Source organism: Luteimonas sp. A277, from assembly GCF_054052045.1.
Genome location: NZ_JBSVRG010000005.1, coordinates 34,546 through 56,111 on the forward strand (window position 1 = coordinate 34,546; position 21,566 = coordinate 56,111).

General features: G+C 64.5%; 18 protein-coding genes. 13 read left to right on the forward strand and 5 right to left on the reverse strand.

Translation table 11 applies throughout. The features are described from left to right. The first annotated feature begins 151 nt into the window (after positions 1 to 151). The 12 genes from metF to ACW7G2_RS06245 all read left to right on the forward strand — a co-directional run bounded on the left by metF (position 152) and on the right by ACW7G2_RS06245 (position 15,322). Positions 152 to 982: a methylenetetrahydrofolate reductase [NAD(P)H] gene (metF, locus tag ACW7G2_RS06190; protein WP_456973816.1), complete on the forward strand. Its 831-nt coding sequence runs from the start codon at positions 152 to 154 to the stop codon at positions 980 to 982. A gap of 219 nt (positions 983 to 1,201) precedes the next feature. Next, positions 1,202 to 1,795, forward strand: coding sequence for a hypothetical protein (locus ACW7G2_RS06195; RefSeq protein ID WP_456973818.1), 594 nt, complete (start codon positions 1,202 to 1,204; stop codon positions 1,793 to 1,795). Between the two features lie 180 nt (positions 1,796 to 1,975). Further along, positions 1,976 to 2,893 carry a branched-chain amino acid transaminase gene (locus ACW7G2_RS06200; protein ID WP_456973820.1) on the forward strand — a complete coding sequence of 306 codons (918 nt, stop codon included), beginning with the start codon at positions 1,976 to 1,978 and terminating at the stop codon, positions 2,891 to 2,893. Between the two features lie 245 nt (positions 2,894 to 3,138). Continuing rightward, positions 3,139 to 4,773: a 4Fe-4S dicluster domain-containing protein gene (locus tag ACW7G2_RS06205; RefSeq protein ID WP_456973822.1), complete on the forward strand. Its 1,635-nt coding sequence runs from the start codon at positions 3,139 to 3,141 to the stop codon at positions 4,771 to 4,773. Positions 4,774 to 4,811: 38 nt separating this feature from the next. After that, positions 4,812 to 5,873: a dTDP-glucose 4,6-dehydratase gene (gene rfbB / locus ACW7G2_RS06210; RefSeq protein WP_456973824.1), complete on the forward strand. Its 1,062-nt coding sequence runs from the start codon at positions 4,812 to 4,814 to the stop codon at positions 5,871 to 5,873. Between the two features lie 2 nt (positions 5,874 to 5,875). After that, positions 5,876 to 6,760 (forward strand): glucose-1-phosphate thymidylyltransferase RfbA, encoded by an 885-nt coding sequence (gene rfbA / locus ACW7G2_RS06215; RefSeq protein ID WP_456973826.1) that lies wholly within the window; start codon positions 5,876 to 5,878, stop codon positions 6,758 to 6,760. Then, a complete protein-coding gene (rfbC, locus tag ACW7G2_RS06220; protein WP_456973828.1) occupies positions 6,757 to 7,323 on the forward strand; it encodes a dTDP-4-dehydrorhamnose 3,5-epimerase in 567 nt (188 codons plus the stop codon). The genes rfbA and rfbC overlap by 4 nt, the downstream gene beginning before the upstream one ends. Beyond that, positions 7,323 to 8,273, forward strand: coding sequence for a dTDP-4-dehydrorhamnose reductase (gene rfbD, locus ACW7G2_RS06225; protein ID WP_456973830.1), 951 nt, complete (start codon positions 7,323 to 7,325; stop codon positions 8,271 to 8,273). Before rfbC ends, rfbD begins: the two co-directional genes overlap by 1 nt. A 280-nt stretch (positions 8,274 to 8,553) precedes the next feature. Continuing rightward, positions 8,554 to 9,117, forward strand: coding sequence for an RNA polymerase sigma factor (locus ACW7G2_RS06230; RefSeq protein ID WP_456973832.1), 564 nt, complete (start codon positions 8,554 to 8,556; stop codon positions 9,115 to 9,117). 50 nt (positions 9,118 to 9,167) lie between these two features. Then, positions 9,168 to 10,145, forward strand: coding sequence for a FecR family protein (locus ACW7G2_RS06235; RefSeq protein WP_456973834.1), 978 nt, complete (start codon positions 9,168 to 9,170; stop codon positions 10,143 to 10,145). A 93-nt stretch (positions 10,146 to 10,238) separates the two neighbouring features. Then, a complete protein-coding gene (locus ACW7G2_RS06240) occupies positions 10,239 to 13,325 on the forward strand; it encodes a TonB-dependent receptor (protein WP_456973836.1) in 3,087 nt (1,028 codons plus the stop codon). Positions 13,326 to 13,375: 50 nt separating this feature from the next. Continuing rightward, positions 13,376 to 15,322, forward strand: coding sequence for a calcineurin-like phosphoesterase C-terminal domain-containing protein (locus ACW7G2_RS06245; RefSeq protein ID WP_456973838.1), 1,947 nt, complete (start codon positions 13,376 to 13,378; stop codon positions 15,320 to 15,322). 60 nt (positions 15,323 to 15,382) lie between these two features. On the opposite strand, the gene ACW7G2_RS06250 is transcribed toward ACW7G2_RS06245, so the two are convergent. The 5 genes from ACW7G2_RS06250 to ACW7G2_RS06270 all read right to left on the reverse strand — a co-directional run bounded on the left by ACW7G2_RS06250 (position 15,383) and on the right by ACW7G2_RS06270 (position 20,353). Next, the gene (locus ACW7G2_RS06250; protein WP_456973840.1) at positions 15,383 to 15,556 is read right to left on the reverse strand and encodes a toxin-antitoxin system HicB family antitoxin; all 174 of its coding nucleotides are present in this window, start codon (positions 15,554 to 15,556) and stop codon (positions 15,383 to 15,385) included. A 252-nt stretch (positions 15,557 to 15,808) separates the two neighbouring features. After that, complete coding sequence (locus tag ACW7G2_RS06255) at positions 15,809 to 17,146, reverse strand: UDP-glucose dehydrogenase family protein (RefSeq protein WP_456973842.1); 1,338 nt, start codon at positions 17,144 to 17,146, stop codon at positions 15,809 to 15,811. A gap of 223 nt (positions 17,147 to 17,369) precedes the next feature. Further along, positions 17,370 to 18,002, reverse strand: coding sequence for a CoA transferase subunit B (locus ACW7G2_RS06260; protein ID WP_456973844.1), 633 nt, complete (start codon positions 18,000 to 18,002; stop codon positions 17,370 to 17,372). 10 nt (positions 18,003 to 18,012) lie between these two features. After that, the gene (locus tag ACW7G2_RS06265) at positions 18,013 to 18,765 is read right to left on the reverse strand and encodes a CoA transferase subunit A (RefSeq protein WP_456973846.1); all 753 of its coding nucleotides are present in this window, start codon (positions 18,763 to 18,765) and stop codon (positions 18,013 to 18,015) included. 202 nt (positions 18,766 to 18,967) lie between these two features. Then, a complete protein-coding gene (locus ACW7G2_RS06270) occupies positions 18,968 to 20,353 on the reverse strand; it encodes a glycosyltransferase (RefSeq protein WP_456973848.1) in 1,386 nt (461 codons plus the stop codon). Positions 20,354 to 20,548: 195 nt separating this feature from the next. Between ACW7G2_RS06270 and ACW7G2_RS06275 the strand changes: the two genes are divergently transcribed. Next, complete coding sequence (locus ACW7G2_RS06275; RefSeq protein WP_456974139.1) at positions 20,549 to 21,559, forward strand: SIS domain-containing protein; 1,011 nt, start codon at positions 20,549 to 20,551, stop codon at positions 21,557 to 21,559. Positions 21,560 to 21,566: the final 7 nt, after the last annotated feature.

Sequence of the window (21,566 nt, forward strand, 5' to 3'; positions counted from 1 at the left end):
TCGGTCGGAGCGACACATCCGGCGCCCCACCGCGGGGATCAACGTCACGCGGCTTCGCGCGCATGGCGCGCTCCTACCGGGGCACCCAAAAGCATTCACATCCATCGCGATAAAGAGATATGATTTTGCGTCACCCGAGCGACTGCAAGCAATGACCCCGATCAGCTTCGAGTTCTATCCGCCAAAGAACGAAGACCAGCAGGCCCAGCTTGGCCGTACCGTGCGCAGGCTGACAACGCACAGCCCCGAGTACGTGTCCTGCACCTTCGGCGCCGGCGGCTCCACCCTGCGCTACACGCCGGAGACCGTGCGCCACCTGCACCAGGAGTACGGCATGGACGCGGCGCCGCACCTGTCGTGCGTGGGCGGTACCCGCGAGGAAATCCGCGACCTGCTGCGCCTGTACCGGGCCATCGGCTGCCGCCGGCTGGTGGCCCTGCGCGGCGACCTGCCCTCCGGCATGGGCCGCATCGGCGACATGCGCTACGCCGCCGAGCTGGTGGAGTTCATCCGCGAGACCGCGGGCGATCACTTCCGTATTGAAGTGGGGTGCTATCCGGAAACCCACCCGGAGGCGGAAGACGCCTTGGCTGACCTGCACTACTTCAAGGCCAAGGTGGATGCGGGGGCGGATGCGGCCATCACCCAGTATTTCTACAACGCCGATGCCTATTTCCACTTCGTGGATGCAGCGCGCGATGCCGGGGTCGAGGTGCCGATCATCCCCGGGATCATGCCGATTTCGAACTTCTCCCAGCTGCGGCGGTTTTCGCAGTCCTGCGGCGCCGAGATCCCGCGCTGGATCACGCGGAAGATGCTCGCCTACGCCGATGATGCCGCTTCGATCCGCGATTTCGGCGCTGACGTAGTGGCGGCCCTGTGCCAGCGCTTGATCGACGGCGGCGCTCCCGGCCTGCATTTCTACACGCTCAACCTGGCCAGGCCGACGCAGACCGTGCTGCAGCGGGTCGGGATCGCCTGACACCTGTCGACAACTGTAGGAGCGCGCCACGCGCGCGAAGCCGCGTGACATCTGGCCCCGCCGCGCAGCCCCGGATACGACGAACCGGCCGACGCCGTGCCGCGAAACATGATTCACGCGGTTTCGCGCGCATGGCGCGCTCCTACAGGCGGTATCTTCTGATCGCTGGCCCGGGCGCCCTGGCTTCCCGGCGCAGGACGCCCGCGGTAGTCTGGCCGGATGATCCGGGCCTGCCTCCCAACGCTGCTCCTGCTCGCGGTTGCCACGCTGGCATTGCCGCGACCGGCCCAGGCGCAGATCAACCGCTGCACCGCACCCGATGGCACCTCCATCTATACCGATCGCGACTGCAACCAGCTGGGCGCCGTGGAACGCCTGCCACGCGATCGCAGCGCCGCCGCCAGCCAGAACCGCTACCGCGGCTGCGCGCGCAGCATCCACCAGCTGATCCGTGAGATGACCGCGGCCATCGACGCCGGCGATGTGAACCGCCTGGCCGGCGTGTACCACTGGCCGGGCACCTCAACCCGCGGCGGCCACGGGCTCATGGACCAGCTGGACCGGATTGTCCGCAACCCGGTGGTGGATATCGTCGCCATACGCGCCGCCAGACCGGTGGTGGCCGCCCAGCAGCCCGGCATCAGTGCCACCTTCGCCAGCACCCTGCAGGTACGTAATGCCGCGCCCGCCCCGGCCGTACGTGCGCCGCCCGTGGCGCTGCGCGTGCACCAGCTGGCCGGCGACAGCTCCGTCCCGCTGCGAACCACCTTCACCCTGCGCCAGCACCTCGACTGCTGGTGGGTCTCACTGTAGGAGCGCGCCATGCGCGCGAAACCGCGTGAATCGTGTTTCGCGGGAAAGCTTCGGATGGGTCGTCGTAACCGGTGCCTCACGGCTTCGCCAGGTGTCACGCGGCTTCGCGCGCATGGCGCGCTCCTACAGGGGGTGGGGGTGGGTTCTGGCAAACTGCGGGCCTTCCCTTTGACGACGGAATTGCCCATGCAATACCCCGAATGGATCTGGCACAACGGCAGCATCAAGCGCTGGGCCGAAGCGACCACCCACGTGATGGCCCACGCGCTGCATTACGGCTCGTCCGTGTTTGAAGGCATCCGCAGCTACAACACGCCGAACGGGCCGGCGATCTTCCGCCTGACCGACCACAACCGGCGGCTGTTCCAGTCGGCGAAGATCCACGAAATCGATATCCCGTACACAGTGGAGGAGTTCAATGCCGCCTGTCGCGAGGTGATCACCCGCAACGGCTTCACCTCGGCCTATCTGCGTCCAGTGGCGTGGCGCGGCCTGGGCGGGTTCGGGCTGTCCGCGGACACGCCGGTTGAAGCTGCGGTTGCCACGTGGCAGATGGGCGCCTACCTCGGTGAAGACGTGCTGGAGGCCGGCATCGACGCCTGCGTCTCCAGCTGGCAGCGCTTCGCGCCGAACACGATTCCCGCGGGCGCCAAGGCGGGCGGCAACTATCTTTCCGGCCAGCTGGTGGCCCGCGAAGCTCGGCGGCTGGGCTTTGGCGAAGGCATTGCCCTGGCCTCGACCGGGCTGCTGAGCGAGGGCGCGGGTGAGAACCTGTTCCTGGTGTTCGACGGTGCGCTGCACACCACTCCGGTCAGCGCGGCCCTGCTCAACGGCCTGACCCGGCACTCGCTGATCACCCTGGCCCGGGCCAACGGCATCGAAGTCGTGGAGCGCGACCTGCCGCGCGAGTACCTGTACCTGTGCGATGAGCTGTTCATGTGCGGCACCGCCGCCGAGATCACCCCGATCCGCTCGGTGGATGGGCGCCAGGTGGGCGCCGGCAAGCCCGGCCCGGTCACGCGCCGCCTGCAGGAACTTTTCTTCGGCCTGTTCAACGGCACCACCCCCGACAAGCACGGCTGGCTGGAGATGGTTTGATCCATTCCTGCGGGAACGGCCCGGCCCCCCGTAGGAGCGTGCCACGCGCGCGAAGCCGCGTGAATTCAATCTGTGCCGGGGGGCTTCGGCCGCGACACACCCACGGACGCCATCGCCAATCGTCACGCGGCTTCGCGCGCATGGCGCGCTCCTACAATGGAACGATCGGCATCGCGTGACACGAGGATTTGCCGGGGCTGCGCCAAACCCGCGACAATCAGGCGGATGAATTCCGGGAAGAGAACATGAACCAGCCTGCAGAAGCCGCCGAACGCGACGTGATGGAATATGACGTAGTCACCGTGGGCGCCGGGCCCGCGGGGCTGGCGTTCGCGATCCGGCTCAAGCAGCTGGATCCGGAGATCAACGTCTGCGTGATCGAGAAATCCAGCACCATCGGCGCGCATATCCTGTCCGGCGCGGTGATCGAACCCGAGCCGCTGGACGCCCTGCTGCCCGGCTGGCGCGACAACCCGCCGCCGGTCTGCGTGCCGGCGAAGGAAGACGAGTTCTGGCTGCTGTCGAAGGAAGGCGGCCGCAAGGCGCCCTTCATCCCGCCGGGCATGAACAACCACGGCAACTTCATCGTCTCGCTCGGCGCCATGTGCGCGTGGCTGGCGCCGCAGGCGGAGGCGCTGGGCGTGGACGTGTTCCCCGGCTTCGCCGCCGCCGAAACCCTGCACGATGCCGACGGCAAGGTGCTGGGCGTGCGCATCGGTGACATGGGCATCGCCAAGGACGGATCGCACAAGCCCGGCTACACCCAGGGCATCGATATCCACGCCAAGGTGACCGTGCTGGCCGAGGGCGCGCGCGGACACCTGACCAAGCGGCTGGTGCAGCAGTTCAAGCTGGACGAAGGCCACGACCCGCAGGCCTACTCGATCGGCCTCAAGGAACTGTGGCAGCTGCCGGAGGGCCGCACCACCCCGGGGAAGATCGTGCATACCCTCGGCTGGCCGGCCGACAGCCACACCTACGGCGGCAGCTTCATCTACCACCTGGAAAACAACCAGGTAGCGATCGGCTATGTCACCGGGCTGGACTACAAGGATCCGAACTACAAGCCATGGGAGGCGTTCCAGCAGTTCAAGCACCACCCGATGGTCAAGCCGCTGCTGGAAGGCGGCAGCATTCTTTCCGCCGGCGCGCGCGCTATCGCCACGGGCGGCTGGCAGTCGGTGCCCACGGTGGACATGCCCGGCGCGTTGTTGATCGGCGACACCGCCGGCCTGCTCAACGTGCCCAAGATCAAGGGCACCCACCAGGCGATTCGCAGCGGCATGCTGGCCGCCGAACATCTGGTCGGCAATGCGCTGGCGCCTGAAGGCTTCGACGCCAAACTGCGCGACTCGGCGGCAATGAAGGAGCTGCGCAAGGTCCGCAACGTCAAGCCCGGCTTCAAGAAGGGCATGTGGCTGGGCCTGGCCAACGCCGCCTGGGAAACCGCGACCGGCGGACTTTCACCGTGGACGATGAAGGTGACGCCGGACTGGTCGTCTCTGGAGAAAGTCGCCGAGTACGAGGCGCCAGACCGCCACTGGCTGGTGCAGCGCGAGCTCGCCCCGCGCGACCGCCTGGCCGGCGTGTACTTCGCCGCCACCGACCACGACGAAGATCAGCCCGTGCACCTGATCGTGCACGACCCGGAAATCTGCGTTACCCGCTGCGCGACCGAGTACAACAACCCCTGCACCCGCTTCTGCCCCGCCAGCGTCTACGAGATCGTCGAGGACGCCGAGGCAAAGCACGGCAAGCGCCTGCAGATCAACGCCGCCAACTGCGTGCACTGCAAGACCTGCGACATCAAGGATCCCTACGAGATCATCACCTGGGTCACGCCGGAAGGCGGCGCGGGGCCCAACTACCAGAACCTGTAGGAGCGCGTCGTACGCGCTTACAAGAGGCACAGGACCAAATGAACAGAAAAACCTGGCTGGTGACCGGCGGCGCCGGCTTCATCGGCGCAAACTTCGTATTGGACGCGGTGGCTGCAGGTGTGCGAGTGGTGAACCTGGACCTGCTGACTTATGCGGGCAATTTGGACACGCTGCAGCCGCTGGAAGGTAACCCAGACCACGTCTTTGTCCAGGGGGACATCGGGGACCGAAAGCTGGTGTCCAGCCTGCTCGCCGAGCACCGGCCCGATGCCCTTATCAACTTCGCCGCAGAAAGCCATGTCGATCGTTCGATCGATGGTCCCGCTGAGTTCATCCAGACCAACGTGGTTGGCACGCTGGCCCTGTTGGAATGTGCACGCGACTATTGGCGCGACCTTCCAAAAAACTCAAAAAGCACATTCCGCTTCCTGCATGTTTCCACCGATGAGGTCTACGGCTCGTTGGGCGAAACCGGCCTGTTCACTGAGACCACGCCTTACCAGCCGAACTCGCCGTACTCTGCATCGAAGGCCGCATCCGACCATCTGGTCCGCGCCTTCCACCACACGTATGGACTACCGGTACTGACCACCAACTGCTCCAACAACTATGGGCCTTACCAGTTCCCGGAGAAGCTCATCCCGCTGGTGATCGCCAAGGCCGTCGCCGGCGAGCCGCTGCCGATCTATGGGGACGGGAAGAACGTACGCGACTGGCTGTTCGTGAAGGACCACTGCAGTGCCATTGCCCGCGTGCTTGAAGCTGGCCGGGTCGGTGAGGTTTATAACGTCGGCGGCAACGCCGAACGCCAGAACATCGAGGTAGTTGAAACGATCTGCCGGCTGCTGGACGAGCGCCGCCCGCGCGACGACGGCAAGCCGCGTGCCAGCCAGATCACATTTGTCCGCGATCGGCCCGGGCATGACCGGCGATACGCGATCGACGCCAGCAAGATCCGCGATGAACTGGGCTGGACCCCTGCGATGGGCTTCGAAGACGGCATCGCCACGACCGTCGACTGGTACCTTGCCAGCGGAGGATGGACGCAGCGCATCCTCGACGGCGCCTACCGCCTCGAGCGACTCGGACAGGAGGCCTGACCATGGCACGCAAGGGAATCATCCTGGCCGGCGGCTCCGGCACCCGGCTGTATCCGATCACCCGGGCTATCAGCAAGCAGCTGCTGCCGGTGTACGACAAGCCGATGATCTACTACCCGCTGGGCGTGCTGATGCTGGCGGGCATCCGGGAAATCCTGATCATCAACACTCCGCATGAGCAGACGCTGTTCCAGCAGCTGCTGGGCGATGGGTCGCAGTGGGGCCTGGATATCCAGTACGCGGCACAGCCCAGCCCAGACGGGCTGGCACAGGCCTTCACCATCGGTCGTGATTTCATCAATGGTCAGCCGAGTTGTCTGGTGCTGGGCGACAACATTTTCTATGGACACGGATTGACTGAGACTCTTCGTCATGCTGACGCGCGTACCGAGGGTGCAACCGTGTTCGGCTATTACGTCAGTGACCCCGAGCGCTATGGCGTAGCGGAACTGGATTCCGCCGGAAACGTCGTCGACATCGAGGAGAAACCTGCGAACCCACGTTCGAATTACGCAGTGACGGGTCTGTACTTCTATGACGGAACAGTAAGTGACCGCGCAGCTTCATTGAAGCCTTCGGCACGCGGTGAGCTCGAGATCACCGACCTCAATCGCCTTTATCTCGCGGATAGCGCGCTGCACCTGCAAACCCTGAGCCGCGGCTCAGCCTGGCTGGATACCGGCACTCATGAATCCCTGCTGCAAGCCGCATCATTCATTGAGACCATCCAGACCCGGCAAGGGCTGCAGGTTTGTTGTCCTGAGGAAATCGCGTGGCTTAGCGGCTGGATCGACGACGACCAGCTCCTCCGCCTTGCCCAGCCTCTTGGCAAGAACGGATACGGACATTACCTTGAGTCGCTACTCCGCCGGGGACGACGCGGATGAGGGTCACCAGGACCGGCCTGCCGGACTGCCTGATCCTCGAGCCAAGACAGTTTGGTGATGAGCGCGGCTGGTTCATGGAGTCTTGGCACCGCGAGCGCTACTCCGAACTCGGGGTCGGCCCGGACTTCGTGCAGGCGAATCTCTCGCATTCCAAAACAAACGTACTTCGCGGCCTGCATTACCAGTGGCCGAACCCGCAAGGCAAATTGGTCAGTGTGCTGGAAGGTGAGGTGTACGACGTGGCAGTCGATATCCGCCGCGGATCGCCGCATTTTGGACATTGGACGGCGGCCGTACTTTCGGCCGACAACCGCCGCCAGATTTGGGTTCCGCCCGGCTTCGCGCACGGGTTCGTTGTCCTTAGTGGACCGTCCGTAGTGTCCTACCTTTGCACAGCAGCCTACGACGCCAAAGCTGACGCTGCCCTTGCATGGAACGACTCGGAACTGGCCATCGACTGGCCGGTGGCGAATCCACATTTGTCTGCCAAGGACGCCGCCGCGCCTCGGTTGGCTGAGCTCGCGCCGGAACGTCTTCCATTGTTCGGGGACAGCCACGATTGATGCGGATCCTGCTGCTAGGGACGAATGGTCAGCTGGGGCATGCCCTGCACAGTCCATTGCAGGATGCTGGCGAACTGGTCTGTGCCACGCGCGATGGACGGCTGGCGGACGGTAGTGCTTGTGAGATCGCGGACCTTAGCCGCCCGGACGGGCTGGCCGCGCTGATCGAGCGAACGGCTCCCGACGTGGTGATCAACGCTGCCGCCTACACCGCGGTGGACCGGGCCGAGACCGAGCACGACGCGGCCTTCCTCATCAACGCCGAAGCCGTTGGCGCGCTTGCCAGGGCCTGCGCGGAACGGGGCACGCAGCTGGTCCACTATTCCACCGACTACGTGTTCCCGGGTGACACCCCGCGCCCGCAGCGCGAAGACGAACCTACCGGCCCGCTCAATGTCTACGGCGCCAGCAAGCTCGCCGGCGAACAGGCCATCCGCGCCAGTGGATGCCAACACCTGATCTTTCGCATTTCCTGGGTGTACGCCGCACACGGACAAAACTTCCTCCGCACCATGCTGCGGCTGGCAGGCGAGCGCGATGAACTGCGGGTGGTAGACGACCAAGTGGGCGCCCCTACCCCGGCGCACTGGATTGCGGATGCAACTGCGGAGAGCATTGCCGTGGTGAGCAAAATGAGCGGAACAGACAGAAGCCACACGCAAGCCCAGGCCCCCTCGGGCGGTGGTACCTGGCATGTGGCCGCCGGCGGTGAAACCTCCTGGCATGGATTTGCAGAAGCGATATTTGCCGAGGCGCAGCGGGCAGGACTGATCGAAAGCGCCCCCCGCCTGGTACCCGTCCCAACCTCTGCCTACCCTTCTCCCGCCCGTCGCCCGGCCAGCTCGCGCCTGGACACCAGCAGGTTCGCCCGTGATTTCGGCATCACCCTGCCGGACTGGCGCCAGGGCCTCGCCGAAATCATCACGGACCTGCAGAGATCCCATTTGTAGGAGCGCGTCTTACGCGCGAAGCCGCGTGAATCATGGTTCCCGGAGTGGCTTCGGCCACCGTCAACGGGAGACATCGACGAGCTGGATTAGGCGATTCCGATCAGGCTTTCGCGCGAGCGGCGGCGGCCAACAAGCGCGACACCAGGGCATCCAACTCGAAACGGCGCGCCTTGAAAAGGCAGAGCGCGGCTACGCCGACCCCGAATGCGGAGCCGCGCGGTCACGGAGGTGAAATACGCCGCCGGCAAACTGAGCGTGGTAGTTCTACGTAGGGGGTGTGGTGACTCTTGGGCCGGATCGGAAGGGCGCGGCGCGTTCGCCCCTGTCAGACCGCTCGCGCGCCGCGTGGTTTGCGGAGCAGATCCTGCCGCATGAGCCAGGCCTGCGTCGGTGGCTTTGGCGCCGATGCACATCCGTGGGCCTGGAGGTTGATGACATCTTGCAAGAGAGCTATGCCCTGTTGGCCGCACGGCAGCAGGTCAATGACATCATCAATCCGCGTGCCTATCTCTACCAGACCGCTCATTCGCTGATCCTGCGGGACATCCGTCGTGCGCGGATCGTGCCGATCCTGGCGATTGAGAGTCTCGGGCCGATCGAGTTCGCCGACGACCTTCCCACGCCGGAGGAGACAGCCGAGCAACGCGACTTGCTCAGCGCCGTGGACCAGGTAATCGAATCCATGCCGAACCGGACCCGTGAGGCATACTCCCTGCGACGTGTCCACGACGTGCCACAGCGCGAGATCGCAAGACGCATGGGGATCACGGAAAAGGCGGTCGAAAAGCTCATTGCCCGCGGGATCCGCTGGATGAGTGAATGGCTGGCGAGGGAAGGGGGGTAATCGCCCCGCTCGCGGCTCTATCCAATCGTAGAGGGACGACAAGCATCGGGATGGACATCCGCGAGACCGCGACGAGCATTGACCAATCTGCTGCCGCGTGGGCGGCGCGGCTGGACCGTGCTCCGCTGGACGCCGAAGAAGAAATGGAGCTGTGCAGCTGGCTGGAGGCCGACATCCGCCGCCAGGGCGCGCTGGTGCGAGCGCAGGCCCTGATGGTGCAATGCCGCCAGGTGGAGCCGGAGTTGGAGGCTCCGGCGTGCCTGCAACTGCTGCCCGCCCCATCGCGCCATCCTCTCCGCCGCCGATCGGGCTGGATGCGGCTGGTTCCGGCTGTAGCGGCCAGCGTGCTTGTGGCTGCGTTCGTCGTGTTTCTGGTCGATGTGCCGCAGGCCTATGCGACGGTAAAAGGTGAAACCCGAACGCTGCCGTTTGCCGACGGCTCCACCGTGACGCTCGATACCGACACCCGCATCAAGGTCTACGACGACGGCGCACGGATCAGGTTGCTGCAAGGAAACATCTTCATCCAGACGCTACCCAACGGCACTGACCCGGTGATCATTGAAGTATCTGGAAAGCGCCTGCAGGCAACCCAGGCGGGCTTCAGCGTCAGCAAGCTCGACGGCCTGCCGGAACAGGTCACAGTCAAGACCGGAGAGGTGGAGTTCCTGGGAGCGACGGATGTCCCCCGGGCACTCGTCTCGTCCAGCCAGCGCCTCGTGCTCCCCGCTCCCGGGCGTGAGGCGCTGCAGTCGTCGCAGCTGTCGTCGGACGAGATAGAGCGACAACTCGCGTGGCGAGGCGGCCACGTCGCCTTCCACGGCGAAACCCTCGCCGACGCCGTCAAGGTGTTCGCCCGCTACAGCGACACCCAGGTGCTCATACCGGACCCGTCTCTGGCCAATCGGCAGGTGATCGGGTGGTACGCGGCGAACAACCCGAAGGGCTTTGCGCGCGCCACCGCAACGCTGCTCGACGCGCGGGTGGAGCACTCGGAAGACCGCGTCGTGATCCGCCCCAAAGATTAAATTTTTTTGACAGAGGGGGGCGGGGGCGGCCCCGGGCATCCATATATATCGATGCCGCGCCGAACGCGCGGGAAACTCGAGGCTTGAACCCCAATGATCCGGAAAAAACTGCTGTCGGCCGCCGTTGTGGCCGTGCTGACTTTGAGCACGCCCGCCTTCGCGCAATCGCGCACGTTCGAGGTGCCGGCGCAAGCCGCCACGACCGCAATCCCCGAGCTTGCCAAGCAGGCCGGCGTACAGATCATCGCTGTTGGCGACGACCTGAGCGGCATCCGGACGTCCGCGGTAAGCGGAGAGATGAGCGTGCAGCTGGCGCTGCAGGAGTTGCTCCAGGACACGGACATCGAAGTGTCGATCGATGAGACCGGTGCCTACCTGCTGCGTCGGCGTGACAGTGCGTCCGAGCCACAGGGCGCAGCGGAACTGGACACGGTCGTCGTGACCGGTTCGCGCATCGCTCGCCCCGAGCTGGTCAACCCGATGCCGGTCAGTGTGACCACGATGGACACTGCCCTGGAACATGGCCGGACGAGTGTCTACGACGCGCTCTCGCGCGATCCGGCGCTGGGCGTGGGCCAGAACCTGAGCAGCAGCACGACGGGCTGGGATGCAGGCATCGCGGCGGTCAACCTCCGCAACCTCGGCACCAATCGCAGCTTGACGCTGATCGACGGGCGGCGCCGCGTCTCGGGCTCGGCGCGCTCTTCCGCCGTCGACCTGGGCATGATCCCGATCGGAATGGTTGACCGCATCGAAGTGGTGACGGGCGGAGCGGCGGCGATCTACGGCGCCGATGCAGTGACAGGCGCGGTGAACGTCATCACCAAGCGCGAGTTCGACGGCGTGCAGCTGTCCGCGACTACCGGCGTTTCCGAGGAGGGCGATGCAAGCGAGCACCTGGCGTCGGTGACGACGGGTGGCCGCTTCGCTGGCGATCGCGGCCGCTTTGTCATCGGTGGCAGCTGGTCGAAGAGCGATCCGCTCGTCTACGCGGACCGCTTCGGCCTGGACAACTACCTGACCTACCGTGCCAACCTGGAAAACACCGGCATCAACGACGGCATCCCGGATCGCATCATCAACCCGCAGACGCGGCAGATGTACTACGACTACACGCCGACCTTCTGGCACAACGACACGCGCTGGTACATCGAGGACGCGGGTCTGCGCGAAGGCAGGTGCGGCGTCATGACCGATCTGGGCCAGTACTCGGTCTGCAACGGTGGCGACGGTCGCCACCTTGAAGACACCAGGCAGTTCCGCGCATCGAACCAGGCGCTATCACTGATGGGGCGGGCCGAGTTCGACATCAGCGAGGACACGACGGTCAGCGGCTATTTTTCATACGCCGACCAGCGCTACAGGGGTGCGAACAACTACTGGCGCGACGACAGCCGCACGACGTACTTTTCCGGCAACGGCACCAGCCCGCGCGGCTCGTCGGCCTATCTGGACAATCCCTATCTGCCCGAATCCGTGCGCCAGTACATGGAGGGCAATGGCCTGGACCAGCTCCACATCGACCGGACCTTCGGCAACTTCCCCCTCCGGGAAGAGGATCACCACCGCAAGACCTTCACCGTGGGTGCCGAGGTTGAGGGACAGGTCACCGACTACATCGGCTGGTCCGCCTTCGCCCAGGTCGGCGGGATGACCGACGATTACACGGGCCGCAACCTCCCCTGGAAGTCCCACTGGATCGCCGCGCGCGACGCCATCACCGATCCGGTGACCGGCCAGACCGTGTGCCGCGACCCGGCCGCGCGCGTGGACGGCTGCGTTCCGTTCAACATCTTCAGCATGGACGCCCCGGGCAGGGAGGTGATGGACTACGTGCTGGCCGATCGCAACGAGGAGCGTCGTACCGGCCAGCAGATTTTCGGCGCCGAGATCAATGGCCCGCTCATGGCGCTGCCGGCGGGCGATATCAACTTCGCCGTGGGCGTGGAGCATCGACGGGAAACCCTGGAGACCCGGGACGACCCGCTCGCGCTTGCGGGGGAGCTCGTCTACGGCGGCGGCGCGGCGTCTCATCCCGAGCTGGACGTCGACTTCGACGTGTCGGAGATTTACGCCGAGGTCCTGGTGCCGGTGTTCGCAGACCGGTCGTTCGCCAAGCGCCTGGATCTCGAGGCGGCATACCGCTACTCCGATTACAGCACCGTCGGCGGCACCGATGCCTGGAAGATCGGCTTGATCTGGGAGCCGGTTGAAGGCCTCGCTTTCCGCGGAGTGAGTTCGCGCAGCGTACGCACGCCCAACTTCGGCGAACTCTACGAACCGCGTGTCGACTCCTTGACCGGCTCAATCGACGACCCCTGCGAAGTGGCGTCGTACTTCGCCACCGAGCAGCGTGCTGCCAACTGCCTGGCGCTGGGCATCACCCAGCCGCTGGTCGATTACAAGATCGGACCCGCGGTCACCACCGGTGGCAACCCGGACCTGGAGCCGGAAACCTCGGACAGCCTCACTTTCGGCATGGTGTGGCAACCGCGGTTCCTGCCTGGTTTCGACCTGACAGTGGACTATTGGGACATCGACATCGGCAACGTCATCACCCAGTTCGGCTACGCAACGCTGATGAGGCTCTGCGTGGACGCGCCGACCATCGACAACCCCTATTGCGCCCGGATCGATCGCGACCCGGTCACCCACGAAGCCACCGCAGTGCGCTCCAACCAGCTCAACGCCGCGCGCATGTACGCCAAGGGCGTTGACCTCGGTGTCAACTATGTCCACACGACGAAGCATGGCCAGTTCGGGGCGGCGCTCAAGGCCACGCGCCTGCTGGACATGGTGACTGAAACCACGCCCGGCATTTCGTCGGGAGACGTCGAGTACGCAGGCGGCTGGCAGAACCCGGACTACCGCGCCACGCTGACGCTGAACTATCAGGTCGACGCGTTCAACGTCTCGCTGGACACGCGCTACCACGGCAGCGCGGCGTTCGACCTGAACACCGATTCGGACGAAGCGTATCCCGACGGCAACCGCGTCGGTTCGACCACTTACCACGATCTTGCCGTCGGATACGACTTCTCGGAGCGGTACCGGATCGGTTTCGGCGTGCAGAACCTGTTTGACCGTCAAGCACCGTACAAACCAACCGTCTACCGCGACACCAGCATCTACGATCAGGTCGGTCGCTATTTCTATCTCACCGCAAAGGCGACCTTCTGATGGGCACGTTTCGAATCATGGACACACATCCATCGGGGGTTGTTCGATCAATGCGTAGCAAGCAATTCATGTTGGCTTTTGGGTTATTGGTCCTGGCTCCGGCCAGTTGGGCGGAGAGCTGGAACGCCGGACCGGAAGTAGTACGCGGCGTTGACGGGCCGACCATCGGTGGCGTGGTGTTCGAGGACATCAATGGCGATGGCAAGCGCCAGCCGGAAGAGGCGGGTGTTGCCGGGGTTCTGGTCTCCAATGGGCTGGACGTAGTCCGCACGGATTCAAAGGGTGAATATGCAGTGGCGGTACGGCCGGATATGGATGTGTTCGTCATCCAGCCCTCAGGCTGGAAGGTGCCGGTGGACACACGCAACGTTCCGCAGTTTTCCTATACGCACAAGCCCGGCGGGAGTACCGGAAATCAACGTTATGGAGGTCTGCCGGACACCGGACCAGCGCCCGAAGCGGTCAATTTCCCCTTGCGTCGCGCCCCTCGTGATGACCAGGCCTTTACATGCGCCATCATTGGTGACAGCCAAGCCTATAACAACGTCGAGGCGGGCCAGTTCCGCGACAGCGCCATTGCCGATCTTCTGGCCGCAGGCCTGGAGGACAGGGATTGCATGCTCTACCTGGGCGACGTGGTTGGCGACGACCTTGGCATGCTGGAGCGGGTATTCGAGCTTGGTTCGACAGTCGGGGTGCCGCAGTGGGCGGTTGCCGGCAACCATGACGTTGACTTCGACGTGGAGAGCGATGCCGACTCGCTGGATACCTGGAGGCGAGTGTGGGGGCCGGCCTACTACGCCTTTGAGCAGGGAGATGTGCTGTTTGTGGGGCTGGACAATATCTTTACCAAGCCCTGTGGCAAACATGGGCAGGAGGTTGCGCGACCGTCAGTGCTGGAGCGGTGCGAGCAGCACTTCGAATACACCCACTACATCACCCAGATCCAGTTGACCTGGCTGGAGAACCTGTTGAAGCAGGTGCCGGAAGACAGGCTTGTTGTCCTGGCGATGCATGCGCCCTTGCTCAACTTCCATGCAACCAGTGAATTGCAACACACACTCAATGCTGCTGCCTTGCACAAACTGGTTGAGGGGCGCCCGGCGTTGGCACTGGGAGGGCATACACACACGCTGGAGAACTTCGATCCCGGCGAACATTACGAGAGCTTCGGGCTGGTTGGAGTCGGGCCACTGCCGTTTCGCCACATCGTTGCCGGTGCTGCTTCAGGCCGCTGGTGGGGCGGTGACTTCAATGTTGACGGCGATCCGCAGTCCCTGACCATCTCGGGGGAACCGAAGGGCCTGCTGATGATCGAGTTCGATGGATCCGGCTACCGCGAGAGGTTTTTTGGCACCCGTCTGGGCGATCGTGGGCAATGGGTGGATTTCAACACGCCGACCTTCCGTGATTGGCACGAGGCCCTGAATGCCTGGCTGCAGCAGCCGGCAGCGGATCGTGATCCGACACCACCGGTAACGACCAACGATCTGGCGGACACGCACGTATTCACTCCGCAGGATCTGAAGGAGGGCGTCTATGTCACGGTCAATTTCTGGCAAGGCTCAGCCAGCTCGCGCGTCGAGGCGGCTATCAATAGTGGCTCGAAGTTTTTACTCGAACGCACACAGCAGGGTGCAGGAGAGGCACTCAATACCGGGATCGAATACGTTGATCCGTTTGCTGCCCAGCGCCATGCCACGGTCGGCCGTTGGGCCTACGAGAGTCGCTCAGGCGAGAATCTCACGCAGGGCCATGTGCGAGGAAAAGGCAACGTTACAGGCCGTGTGACGTCGCCACAGCCGTATGGCGAGCGATTGCCCGATCGGAATCATCACTTGTGGCGCACCCGTCTGATGGACGATCTGGCCGAAGGCGTGCATGTGCTGACCGTGACTTCCACCGATCGCAATGGACAGGTCTGGACGGACAGCGTGGTCTTCGAAGTTCGTGCGGAGCGGCTATCACCGCACTTTCCGCGCGAACTATGGGATTAGTCCAAAAATTGACCCGTGGTGCAGGAGAAGACTCGAGCCTCCACGGGTTGCCATTGGATGCTAACCGCTGGCCGCCTCCCGCTTGATCGCCTCAGCCACGAACTGGTTCAGGCTCTTGCCTCTGGCTGCCGCAGCCGTCACGGCCTCGGCGTGCAGGCTTTCATCGAGCCTGACCTGGAACTTGCCGGAGAACTTGCGGATCGGGTCAATGCCGCGCTCCCTGCAAACCTCCATGAACGTATCCAGGGAGGCCTGAGGGATTGCAGCCACTTCTTGACACTCGCAACGGCTCCCTTGTCCGTCTCCGGACGCGGATGGGGCCGGTGGAACACCTGCACTTCGTTCTGCCAGACGATGGCAACGCGGGATCCTGCCCGTTCTTCCACGTCAGCCCCGAGTGCATTGACCCGTGGGATTAGGCGATTCCGATCAGGCTTTCGGCGGGAATGCCGAGGTTCTTGTGGAGATTGCGGATCATCTGGATCGTCAGCGGCGGACGGAGCGCCCGCGGCCGATGCCGTAGTAGCGGATACCGGCCGCTTCCACGTCTTCGGGGGGGTAGATGTTGCGGCCGTCAAAGATCACCGCGTCGCGCAGCGAGCTGCGCAAAGCGGCGAAATCCGGGCTGCGGAACTCGCGCCATTCGGTCATCACCGCCAGCGCATCGGCGCCCTCGACCGCGTCATCGGCCGACTCGCACAGCACCAGGTCATCGCGCTCGCCGTACACCCGGCGCATCTGCTCCCGCGCCTGCGGGTCATACGCGCGCACGGTTACCCCAGCCTCCCACAGTGCCTCAATCAGGCTGCGGCTGGATGCAGCGCGGACGTCATCGGTGTTGGCCTTGAAGGCCAAGCCCCAGACCGCAATCGTCCGCCCGGCAAGCCGCTCGCCATAGAACTCGCGGATGTGGGCAAACAACCGCCCCTTCTGGCGCTCGTTCACCGCCTCCACCGCATTGAGCAGCGCCGGCTCATATCCGTGTTGGGCCGCGGTGCGCGCCAGCGCCTGTACATCCTTGGGAAAGCACGAGCCGCCATAGCCGGCCCCCGGATAGATGAAGTGCCAGCCGATGCGCGGGTCCGATCCGATCCCCTGCCGTACCGCCTCCACATCCGCGCCCACCCGCTCGGCCACGTTGGCGATCTCATTCATGAAACTGATCCTGGTGGCCAGCATGGCATTGGCCGCGTACTTGGTCAGCTCGGCCGAGGCCACGTCCATCACCACGAAGCGCTCGTGGTTGCGCACGAACGGGCCATAGAGCCTGCGCAGGGTTTCCACGGAATCGGGGTTTTCCGAACCGATCACGATCCGGTCCGGGTGCATGCAATCCGCGATGGCCGCACCCTCCTTGAGGAACTCGGGGTTGGAGACGACATCGAACTCCACATCGACGCCGCGCTGCTCCAACTCCTGTGCAATCGCATCGCGCACAAGGCGCGCGGTGCCGACCGGTACGGTGGACTTGTTGACCACGATGGCGCTGCCCTGCAGGCCGCGACCGATGGCGCGGGCAGCTTCCATCACGTGCTTCAGGTCGGCGCTGCCGTCCTCATCCGGCGGCGTGCCCACCGCGATGAAGATGATCTCTTTCGAGGCCACGGCGCTGGCCGCGTCCGTGGTGAACTGCAACCTGCCGGCGGCATGGTTGCTCTCGACCATTGGCGCCAGGCCGGGTTCGTAAATGGGGATGATCCCGCGGCGAAGGCCGTCGATCTTGTCCGCATCCACGTCCACGCAGGTCACTTCATGGCCGATCTCGGCCAGGCAGGTTCCTGTCACCAAGCCGACGTAGCCGGTGCCGAATACCGCCACCCTCATAAATCACCATTCCCGGATCGTCCGGCCGGAATCCTAACGCAAGCACCGAGTCAGCAGTATTACGGCGCCCACTGTAGGAGCGCGCCATGCGCGCGAAGCCGCGTGAATCGTGTCGCTGGAGAGGAGTATCGGTGAAATCGTCGTTACCGAAGCTACACCGCACTGCCAGGTGTCACGCGGTTTCGCGCGCATGGCGCGCTCCTACAAAACAATGTGCTTTGGATCAGGCTTCGGCGAAGGGCACGCCGGTTTTTTCGCGCAGCTCGTCTTCGGTGACGCCGGGGGCGAGCTCGACCAGTTTCAGGCCGTCTTCGGTCACGTCCAGCACGCCCAGGTCGGTGATGATGCGGCTCACCACGCCCACGCCGGTCAGCGGCAAGGTGCATTGCGGCAGGATCTTGTGACTGCCATCCTTTGCCACGTGCTCCATCAGCACGACGACGCGCTTGACTCCGGCCACCAGGTCCATGGCGCCGCCCATGCCCTTGACCATCTTGCCGGGCACCATCCAGTTGGCCAGGTCGCCCTTGTCGGTCACCTGCATCGCGCCCAGGATCGCCAGGTCGATGTGGCCGCCGCGGATCATGCCGAACGAATCGTGGCTGCCGAAGTAGCTGGCACCCTGACGTGCGGTGACGGTCTGCTTGCCGGCGTTGATCAGGTCGGCGTCGACCTCGTCCTCGGTCGGGAACGGGCCGATGCCGAGCAGGCCGTTTTCCGACTGCAGCCACACGTCGACCCCTTCGGGGATGTGGTTGGCCACCATGGTGGGCAGGCCGATGCCGAGGTTCACGTAGGCACCGTCGGTGAGTTCCTGTGCGGCGCGCTGCGCCATCTGGTCACGGGTCCAGGCCATGTCGTTCTCCTCAGTCGGCGCGCACGGTGCGCTGCTCGATCCGCTTTTCGGGGGTGGGGTTGTGGACGATGCGGTCCACGAAGATGCCGGGCAGGTGCACGTGATCCGGGTCGAGCTCTCCGGTCTCCACGATCTCTTCCACCTCGACCACGCAGACCTTGCCAGCCATCGCACAGGCCGGATTGAAGTTGCGTGCGGTCTTGCGGAACACCAGGTTGCCGGAGCGGTCGGCCTTCCACGCCTTGACCAGCGCGATATCGGCGGTAAGTGCGGTTTCCAGCACGTAGTGCTGGCCGTCGAACTCGCGGGTTTCCTTGCCCTCGGCCACCACGGTGCCGTAGCCGGTGGCGGTAAAGAAGGCCGGGATGCCCGCGCCGCCGGCGCGCAGGCGCTCGGCCAGGGTGCCCTGCGGGTTGAACTCAAGCTCGAGCTCACCGCCCAGGAACTGGCGCTCGAACTCCTTGTTCTCGCCCACGTAGGACGAGATCATCTTTTTGATCTGCCGCGTTTCCAGCAGCTGGCCGAGGCCGAAGCCGTCCACGCCGGCGTTGTTGGAAATTGCGGTCAGGTCCTTCACACCCGAATCACGCAACGCGGCGATCAGCGCCTCGGGAATGCCGCAGAGCCCGAATCCGCCGACCGCCAGCGTCTGCCCATCGGCTACCACGTCGGCCAACGCCGTCTTTGCGTCCGGGAACACCTTGTCCCTGGGGTTGCCCTTCGCGGCGGCGGTGTCACCGGCCACGGCTGTCGCCTCAACCATCGTGCAGTCCTCGGAGAATTGCCTGCCCACAAGTGTAGCGCGGGCGCCGATGTCGGCTATCGGACAAAGGGACAGTAGGAGCGCGCCATGCGCGCGAAGCCGCGTGAATCGTGTTTCGCGGAATGGCTTCGGTCACCGCAGTCGTATCCGAAGCATCACCGCGATGACAAGCGTCACGCGGCTTCGCGCGCGTGGCGCGCTCCTACGCTTGGGCGACAACCTGCTGGAGGATAGCGTGCAGTCGGTGCCCAATGGACTGCCACTGGTATTGCTCAACGCCGGACTGGTCCAGGTTGAAATGCGTGGTCCATTCGCCCGACCGCTTGATTTCCACCAGCCGCGTCAGGGCTTCCGAAATCGCCCCGGCACCGTTGCCGCTCACCAGCCCGCGACGATGACCCCGCACCAGGCGCGCGGCCACGTCTTCCTCGTTGTCGCCCAGATGCAGGATCGGCCGGCCGGCGCCCAGATACTCGTACACCTTGCCGGGCACATGCACCGGGTCGTCGTTGGCAATATTCACGAGCACGTCCGCGGAGCGCTGCAGGGTCACCGCCTGCGCATGCGGGACAAAACCCAGTAGACGAAGTTGCTCCGGGTGGGAGTCCAGCAGCGGCAGCAGCCACTCCGGGGCCCGGCTGGTCGCGATGTTCAATCGGGCCCCGGGGCTGGCAAGCACAGCATCCACCAGCGAGCGTGGTTCGCGGAACTGGTAGAAACTGCCGGTGTACAACAGTTCCAGACGGTCGGGCTCGAATTCGAACGCGGCCGACTCGGGCACTTGCGCACCATCGTATCCCTGGGTCAGCACTTCGAACCGGGATTCCGGCACCCCGTGACGATCGGCCAGCAGGGCCCTCGCGGCCTCCGTGGTGACCGTGACACGGTCAGCATGGGCGCAGGTCCAACTCTCTACATCAAAGGAGTCCTTCCGCCAACGCTCCGGCGTGTAGAAGGAGAGCACCGGATCGCCAAGGTCCACCACCCACGGAAAGCCCCGCTCCTTCGCCACCCGGCCCAACCGGAGCGACGTGGCCGGTTCGTGCGAGCTGATCACCACATCGGGCTGCAGGCTGTCCAACAGCTTTTCCAGCTCCCGACGTGCGAATGGCTCCCAGCGGCCCCGCTCGTCCGGAAAGGTGAAACGCCGGATCAGCTTATTGAACCGATCCACGGCACGCCCTTTCCAGTTCAGCGTAGCTCCCGGTGCAACGGAGCCGGGAACAACTCTCGCGGGCCTAGTGGGGCCGCCCGCTTCGCGCGGCTTGGCGTCTGTGGCGTCGGTAGCTGCGGCCTCGCTTTCCGATCTTCCGCTCAGCCGCCGCCAACGCCTGGACAAAGCAATAATCCCGGCCACACCCCCGGGCCATGCTCGGTGCACGATGGCACCGGGGGGCGGCTGTGTCGAAGTCGGTGGCCACCAGTTCTCGGCCGTCAATACATGGACTTCCGCGCCCAGCTCAAGCAATTCGCGCACCAGGTGCGCCCAGCGCAGCGACTGGGGCGATGGGCTGGGAGGGAATTCATAGGCGATCAACAACACACGCAAAGCACTATCCGAAGTCCTGGACCGCGCCGATGATGGCATGGCGATCGCTCCCCGACATCTTCAAGTCACCCTGCTCTCCGTCACACTCTGTAAAATCCCCGGCCTTCCCTTTGCCCGCCCATCCCGCCTCACACGCCCGGGGCTGAACTTATGGACAAGTCGTTGGACACCAATCTCACCGCTTCGCTATCGCCGCCGCCGCCGCCGCCGCCCGAGGGTGCCGAAAAATCGCTGATGTACGCGGAAGCAGCTGCAGCTCCAAGAGTGATTGCAGAGCAATTGGAGAGAAACGCGTCCAACTTGCAGTCGCTGGCGGCCGATCTACGGAAAGCTCCGCCCCGCTACGTGCTTACCTGTGGCCGCGGCAGCTCTTCCAATGCGGCCACCTACGCAAGGTACCTGTTGGGAGGCGAACTGGGCCTGGTAGCCGCGCCAGTTCCTCCTGCCATCGCGTCGGTGTACCAGAGCCGTCGCAATATGGAAGGTGCGTTGTTCATAGCCATTTCGCAGTCGGGGCAGAGCCCGGACATTCTGGAAAACGCCCGCTCTGCGAAAGAAGGCGGAGCACGCGTCCTGGCTCTGGTCAACCACGAGGACTCACCTCTGGCCGAGTTGGCCGACGCCGTGATCCCAATGCAGGCCGGAGTCGAAAAGAGCGTAGCGGCTACAAAAACATATCTGGCCTCACTTTCGGCTTTGCTGCAGCTCGCAGCCTACTGGAAGAACGACAGTTCAATGATCCAGGCGCTGGATAGACTGCCCGATGCGATGAGCGCAGCTTGGGACGCCGACTGGAGCGCACTGCGGCACGGACTTCTTGAAGAGCGAAGCCTGCTGGTGGTCGGCCGCGGCGTCGGTCTGGCCACTGCGCTTGAAGCGGCGTTGAAGCTGAAAGAAACCTGCGGCCTGCATGCCGAAGCCTTCAGCGCTGCGGAGATCAAGCACGGGCCAATGGCCCTGGCCGCCAACGCGATTCCACTTCTGCTGTTCTCCCAGCCCGACCAGACCGAGTTCGGGGCAGCTGCTCTTGCCGGAGAAATGAGGTCCAAGGGCCTCAAGATGTGGACGGCGGGCCTGGACTCCGAAAGCGGAGCCCTTCTCCTCCCTTCAGTACGCACCCACCCGCTGCTTGCTCCCTTCATACAGAACCTCAGTTTCTACAAGATGGTCAACGCCCTGTCTTTTGACCGGGGCTACCACCCGGACAATCCTCCGAACCTGAGCAAAGTCACCCGCACGTTGTAACTAATGC